The 6458-nt window shown below is 60.3% G+C and carries 8 protein-coding genes; 1 reads left to right on the forward strand and 7 read right to left on the reverse strand.

Annotated features, from left to right (window positions below; translation table 11 throughout):
• Position 1 precedes the first annotated feature (1 nt).
• The 7 genes from ACTHUY_RS01225 to ACTHUY_RS01255 form a co-directional block, all read right to left on the reverse strand.
• A complete protein-coding gene (locus ACTHUY_RS01225; protein ID WP_441677318.1) occupies positions 2 to 544 on the reverse strand; it encodes an ABC transporter permease in 543 nt (180 codons plus the stop codon).
• A 2-nt stretch (positions 545 to 546) separates the two neighbouring features.
• A complete protein-coding gene (locus tag ACTHUY_RS01230; RefSeq protein WP_441677320.1) occupies positions 547 to 1170 on the reverse strand; it encodes an ABC transporter ATP-binding protein in 624 nt (207 codons plus the stop codon).
• Between the two features lie 99 nt (positions 1171 to 1269).
• The gene (locus ACTHUY_RS01235; RefSeq protein ID WP_441677321.1) at positions 1270 to 1803 is read right to left on the reverse strand and encodes a dihydrofolate reductase; all 534 of its coding nucleotides are present in this window, start codon (positions 1801 to 1803) and stop codon (positions 1270 to 1272) included.
• Entirely contained in the window at positions 1800 to 2612 is an 813-nt protein-coding gene (locus ACTHUY_RS01240; RefSeq protein ID WP_323052642.1) for a thymidylate synthase, read from the reverse strand. The genes ACTHUY_RS01235 and ACTHUY_RS01240 overlap by 4 nt, the downstream gene beginning before the upstream one ends.
• A gap of 251 nt (positions 2613 to 2863) precedes the next feature.
• A complete protein-coding gene (locus ACTHUY_RS01245) occupies positions 2864 to 3280 on the reverse strand; it encodes an Hsp20/alpha crystallin family protein (protein ID WP_126703863.1) in 417 nt (138 codons plus the stop codon).
• Between the two features lie 474 nt (positions 3281 to 3754).
• Positions 3755 to 4168: an OsmC family protein gene (locus tag ACTHUY_RS01250; RefSeq protein WP_441677323.1), complete on the reverse strand. Its 414-nt coding sequence runs from the start codon at positions 4166 to 4168 to the stop codon at positions 3755 to 3757.
• Positions 4165 to 4653 (reverse strand): DUF2505 domain-containing protein, encoded by a 489-nt coding sequence (locus tag ACTHUY_RS01255; RefSeq protein ID WP_441677325.1) that lies wholly within the window; start codon positions 4651 to 4653, stop codon positions 4165 to 4167. Before ACTHUY_RS01255 ends, ACTHUY_RS01250 begins: the two co-directional genes overlap by 4 nt.
• Before the next feature lie 52 nt (positions 4654 to 4705).
• On the opposite strand from ACTHUY_RS01255, the gene ACTHUY_RS01260 reads away from it, so the two are divergent.
• Positions 4706 to 6130, forward strand: coding sequence for a sensor histidine kinase (locus ACTHUY_RS01260; protein WP_441677327.1), 1425 nt, complete (start codon positions 4706 to 4708; stop codon positions 6128 to 6130).
• Positions 6131 to 6458 lie beyond the last annotated feature (328 nt).

Here is a 6458-nt window from a genome sequence, read left to right on the forward strand (position 1 = left end):
CTTAGGAGACAATACCGACAACCTCCACGTCCATCGGATTGCCGTTGATGAGAAGAACCGTTTCGTCACCCACCCACAGGTTGGCGCGCTCGGCGGTGCTCTCCTCGAGAGCGATTTCGTTGGGGGATGCGGGCCCTCGGCCGTCCGTGACAGTCTCCGTGTCGATTGCTTCCATCCACCCAAAGGCCAGTGCGGGTGCCTGAGCGAAGTTCGCTGGCTGTCCTTCCGCATCGAAGACGATTGCGTTGCCAGCGAAGGAAGGATAGGCGCCGGAGACGCCCTCGATGTCGTGAATCTCGTCGGCGACCGTGATGTCGCTGGGAGCGTTCCCCACCTGCGTAGCATCACTCGTGTCGAGCTCTTCACCGCGAACCGTCAGGTTATCGGTGATGGTGCCCTCGGTGAGGTTATCGAATGTCTGCCCGAGCACGTCGCGGAAGGCGAGGGTGCCGGACAAAAAGGCGATGCCGAGCATAACGGCCAGTGCCGTGAGGAAGAATCGGCCAAGCTGCGCGCGGCTTCCGCGCATCGTTACTTGCCACATGACTACCGACCGTCCCGCAGAGCATCCAGGACGCTGTCGCGCGTCGGGTCGCGAAGCTCGCCCAGGATATGGCCGTCGCGAAGCACGATCACCCTGTCCGCCCATGCCGCGGCGTCCGGTTCGTGAGTGACCATGACGACCGTCTGGCCGAGCTCATCAACGGACTTGCGAAGGAACGACAGGATCTGTGAGGTTGCTTCCGAGTCGAGGTTACCGGTCGGCTCATCGGCAAAGACCACGTCCGGGGAGCCAACCATGGCACGCGCACACGCGACGCGCTGCTGCTGACCACCGGACAACTCGGTTGGCCGGTGCTCGAGACGATCGGCAAGGCCGACCGTGTCAACAACGTGATCGAACCGCTTTTGGTCGATCTTCCTGCCGGCGATCGTCACGGTGCCGGCGGTGGCTCCCTCGAGGCTAACAATGCTGTGCATGAGGGTGGACTTGCCGGACCCTGAGGGGTCCATAATCGCTGTCAGTTCATCGCGACCGATGTCGAGGTCGATTCCCCGGAGGGCGGGAACGATGGTGCTACCGCGCCCAAAGGTCTTCTCAAGATTACGTACGTTGATGACCGACTGGTCGATCGGGGCAAGGGTGGTAGTGAACGCGGACGTCGACACGAGGTCTCCTCGGTTCACTGTCTTTCAACGTTTTCGGTCAAACAGAGAAAAGTAACCGGAAGAATAAGGATTGACCTTGAAATACCACTGAGATGGCCCCTATTCACTCAGGGGATCGGTCTCCCAAGGTGATGAACCGCGCCGGGAAAGTGCCGTAAAGCGGTACTTCATCCCGTTTTTTGCGGTGTGCCAGCCCCGGTCCGGGTCGGCGCTGACAATATCCCAGCTCGTGACGGGAAGAGGAGGAGCGAAGGCGTCTGCGCCCTCGACGGTGATGTCGATATCGGTCACAACAATCCCGTCGAGAAGGGGGATCGATGCCTCGTAAATCTGTGCGCCACCCATGACCCAAGCGAGCTGATCACCAACCAGTTGCTGGGCCTCTTCCAGGGAAGAAACAACATCGCATCCGGGGAACAGTCGGCGCGTGCGCGTCACGACTATGTTGCGCCGCCCGGGGAGCGGACGATACTTCTCCTCAAGGGACTCGTACGTGCGCCTGCCCATGATCACGGGATGGCCCGTGGTCAGCCGCTTGAAGTGAGCAAGGTCCTCGGGCAGGTGCCAGGCCATCGTGCCATCCCTGCCGATCGCCCGGTCGTGTGCCTGGGCCCAAATAGCGACGAGACTCATACGGCCACCGGTGCCTTAATCGACGGATGGTGCTCGTAGCCCTCCGTGAAAATGTCGTCCATGTCGTACTCAAAGATCGACGGAGCTTTCTTCAAGTTCAGGGTGGGGAAGGGGAACGGCTCTCGCGAGAGCTGCTCCTTGACCTGCTCGATGTGGTTGTCGTAAATATGGCAGTCGCCCCCGGTCCAAATGAACTCGCCAACCTCAAGACCCGTCTGCTGAGCCACCATGTGAGTCAGCAGAGCGTAGGACGCAATGTTGAACGGAACGCCCAGGAACAGGTCGGCGCTGCGCTGATACAGCTGGCAGGACAGCTTCCCGTCAGCAACATAGAACTGGAACATCGTGTGGCACGGCTGCAGAGCCATCTCATCCAGGTCAGCCACATTCCACGCGGACACGAGGATCCGGCGCGAATCGGGAGTGTTACGGATCTGGTCAATAACTCGCTGGATCTGATCAATATGCTGACCATCCGGGGTGGGCCACGATCGCCACTGGTAGCCGTAAACGGGACCAAGCTCGCCCTTTTCATCGGCCCACTCATCCCAGATCGTGATGCCACGTTCCGTCAGCCAACCAATGTTTGTATCCCCGCGAAGGAACCAAAGCAGCTCGCCCTTAACCGCCTTCATCGCGACGAACTTCGTCGTGATCCGCGGGAAACCCTCGGACAGGTCAAACCTCATCTGGTGACCGAACACCGAACGGGTTCCCGTCCCGGTGCGGTCCGTCTTGCGATTACCGTTCTCCAGAACGTGGCGGAGCAAATCTTCATAGGCCGTATTCACCCCACCAGTGTAGGACAGGCGAGCGAGCTCAGAGAGGGAACCGTGTCAATACTCATCGAATGCCGTAGCCCCAGTGGGCACCCCGCTGCCGTCAACCCGGCGACCCAGCCCGACCGACTCGGCGCGACAATGTGCGCTTGGCTTTCGATCTGGTGGGCGGTCGGTGCGGATAGGGGAGGGTGCAGAAAAGGGCCGGAACGGCGAATACTCGCTGTCCCAGCCCTTTTCTGGCTGTGTGTACTAGCTGGTGCGCTCGCGGCGCGGGCCAACTACGCGTCGATGGTCTTGCTTTCGCTGTTCGCGTTCACTGCGATCTTGCGGGGCTTGGCCTCATCGGCGACCGGGAAGGTCAGGGTGAGAACACCGTCCGTGTAGTTGGCATCGATCTTGTCGACTGCGACGCCGTAGCCAAGGGTGAGCTGGCGGGCGAAGGTACCCGTCGGGCGCTCCTTGGAGAGCCACTCGATCTCGCCCTCCCGTGCCTTCCGCTCGGCGCGGATCGTCAGGGTGCGGTCATCAATGTCGATATCGATTGTTGAGGGGTCCACGCCGGGCAGGTCCAGCTCGGCCACGTACTCGTCACCGGTGCGGATCAGGTCCATCGGCATACCGGGGACGGACGGGCGCGTAAAGCTCGAGGAGAACATGCGCTCAAGGTCGTGGAAGGGATCGTTTCGCTTTGCCATTAGGTCTCTCTTTTCTCTCAGGGTCCTCCACCTGTTCCTTACCTCTGACCAGGCTCTCGGACCGACTGATATAAGTATCGAACTAGATTCTGAAAGAGTCAAATAAAGTTGAGCGTTCTTCGCTCAAGGTGAACTGCATGTGCTGGATTGGCTCAATTCCTGGATTCCGCGGGTCCGCCAGGAAAGGTGAGATGAAGGTCTGCTCCACCGCCTGTTGAGGGCTGCGCGGAGTTTTCAATGTGAAGCTGCCCTGGGGATTCCCAGTGTGCGTCCCGGACCCGAGCCCGGCGTTGCCGGTGATGGGCAGGGATAAGCATTCGGAAATCGTGAGAGTCACCGGGCAAGCGGAAGAGCCGAGCTATAAGAAGCTAGCTATTCTGTGGGGTGGGTTTGGTCGTCCCGTGGCGAACGTATCGGGACCCCGGTTGAGATCCCGATACTACCGATTCATGACGTGCGACTAGAAGGCACCGCTTACGTGGAAGAGTTGCGCGAGTCCTTGAATTCGTAGGTGTTCTCGGCGGACGCTTCGAGGGTGCGTCCCACGGTGCAGTTGCGTTCGACCGCTCCGTCAACCTTCTTCTTTAAGGCAACGAGTTCGTCCTCGCTGAGGCCCGACAGGTCGAGGGAGAAGACGGTTTTGATAGCCGAGTAGCGGTTCTCTTCTTCCATGCGTTCCGGTTCGACATCGAGCACGACGTGGACGTCGTCTCCGAGTTCGTAGGTGAGCCGGTGATCCATTGAGAGACCAACGCAGGTAGCACCTGCGAACTGGAGGAGTTCTCCGGGGGAGAAGACCTCCGGTGCTTCGGGGTCACCGATCTTAACGATCGCGCCGCGGTCGTTCGTTGCTATCCATTCGCGGACCCCTGTCCGCACGGCTTTCATGATGCCAGGATGGCGTTGACGAGCTTCTGGTCGCCCTCGAGAATGCCATCGATCTTCGAGGCGGCGATTTTCTCGATCTTGGCACCGACGAAAGGCACGTTGACCTTCACTTCGCCAGAGTACGTGCAGGAGGCGGAATTGCCGTTGGCGGTCAGCGTCTGGGTGAGGGAGACCGTGACGGGGAGGGATCCCACGTCGACCGTGAAGTCGGCCCTCGCAACGTCCGGGCCCGTGCCGTCCCAGGTCTGGGTGATCGTTGCGATGACATCGCGGTTGATCAGGCGGCGGAACTTATCGGGAAGCTTCGCGGCGGGGACCGTGACAACCGTGACTGCCTTTGGCGCAGTTTCTGCGTTCGTTACGGTGTGCTGGGGTGCGTCAAGGTCGCCTGCTTCGGTGCGCGCGCGGGCGAGTTCTTCGGAGATCAGCACCCGTTGAACGGATACGAGATCGGCGGAAAATGAGATGGTCCGTTCGAGATGCATATGTTCTCCTGTCGCGACGGGATAGGCTGGCAGTGTGCCAACGCTCTCCAACATGATAAATCAGGCAGGTACCCTCGACGCTGAGGGTGTCGAGCATATCCACCACCTCGTCGGTGACTGGCATCCGCTTGCCGATATTTCCTTCTCAGACCTCTTCATCGCGCTTCACACGAAGGACGACACGTTCCTCATAGCCGCGCATTGTCGGCCAGCCACGGCAGGGACCATCGAGGGTGAAGACGTCGTGGGCGATAATGTTTCCGACAGCATCGAGCGTGCCGTCCGCAAGTCCTTCGAGACCGGCGAGATCCTCAGAACGGGTGTGGATCACCTGCGTTTCACGATGGTCCCGATTCGCGTGCCGTCCGGGAAGACTATCGGTGTCCTGGTGGTCGTCGCCGATGATCGGACGGATAGGATGCCGGACGCGGTACAGAAGAACTATCACGAGATCGTGGAAAGCCTGCTCCACATGGTGTCCCGCGGGGACTTCCCGGCGGATGCTGCACCGTCTTCGTTCCGACATGGAACGCCGCGCGCCTCCGACGGCCTTATCCACATGGATGCGGAGGGAGTCGTTCTCTATGCCTCCCCGAATGCTCTGTCAGCATTCCACCGGCTCGGTGTGCGGGGCAGGCTCCCCGGGAAGGTACTGGCCGAGCAGGTCACCGACATCATGGAGTACAGCTCCAATGTTGATGAGATGCTTCCCGTCGTCATCCTCGGCAGAGGTACCTGGGCAACCGAAATCGAATCGCGGGGAGTTGTTCTTTCCCTGCGCGCCATCCAGCTCAAAAAGAACGGTATGAGGGCAGGGGCTGTCCTCATGTGCCGTGATGTGACGGAGATCAGGCGCTCTGAACGCGAGCTCATGACGAAGGATGCGATGATCCGGGAGATCAACCACCGGGTTAAGAACAATCTGCAAACCGTCTCGGCCCTGCTACGGCTACAGGCGCGACGAGCATCGGATCCCGGTGCAAAGCAGAACCTTGAGGATGCTCAACGCAGGATCTATACCATCTCCATGGTCCACGAAGCACTCGCCGCCACGGGTGCCGACAAGGTCGAATTCGATGAAACCTTTGCCCGCCTCATGAGGCTCGCGGCCGGCGTGGCCACAACCGGCCAGCACGTCAGCACCCGGTTCGAAGGATCCTTCGGAAAAGTTCATGCCGAAGAAGCAACTTCGCTTGCCGTCGTTCTCAACGAGGTCATCACGAATGCCGTCGAGCACGGCTTCAAGGGGCGGGACGGCTCCATTGTCGTCACCGCCGACCGCCAAGGGGACCAGCTCGATGTGCAAATCATCGATGACGGTGTTGGCATCAAGGACGGTGAACGCGGCAGTGGCCTGGGTACCCAGATCGTTGAAACAATGATCAAGTCCGACCTGCTTGGGGATATCTCGTGGAATCCCAGGCCTGAGGGGGGCACGACCGTCAAGATCCACGCCCAAATGCGTCGTCGCGACTAGGCCTACCCGGCGCCGTCCGCGAGTGCTTCGAGGCCCTGCACAGTTTGGAGACAGGCTGGATTTGGATCCGGAAACCCGTGACGCTCGAACGCAGCCCAGGAATCTAATCCCCGTCGGTGGCAGAATTCCGATCCCACCAAGCGGGGGACGCTGCTCCATTTAGGTACGAGTTGTGAACCAAGCTTGGTGTGGGCGGGTGAGTGCTCGGTATCAAAGCAATAGAGAAGTGGGGGGGGGCCGGAAATGTTGAAACAAACACCGAAAACAGTTGTTTTGGTGAGGGGCCGGCCCCGGGGGAGGGGAGGAGGGGGGGGGGGCGGGCCACACA

It is taken from the genome of Flaviflexus sp. (genome assembly GCF_052087705.1).
Lineage (GTDB): Bacteria > Actinomycetota > Actinomycetes > Actinomycetales > Actinomycetaceae > Flaviflexus > Flaviflexus ciconiae.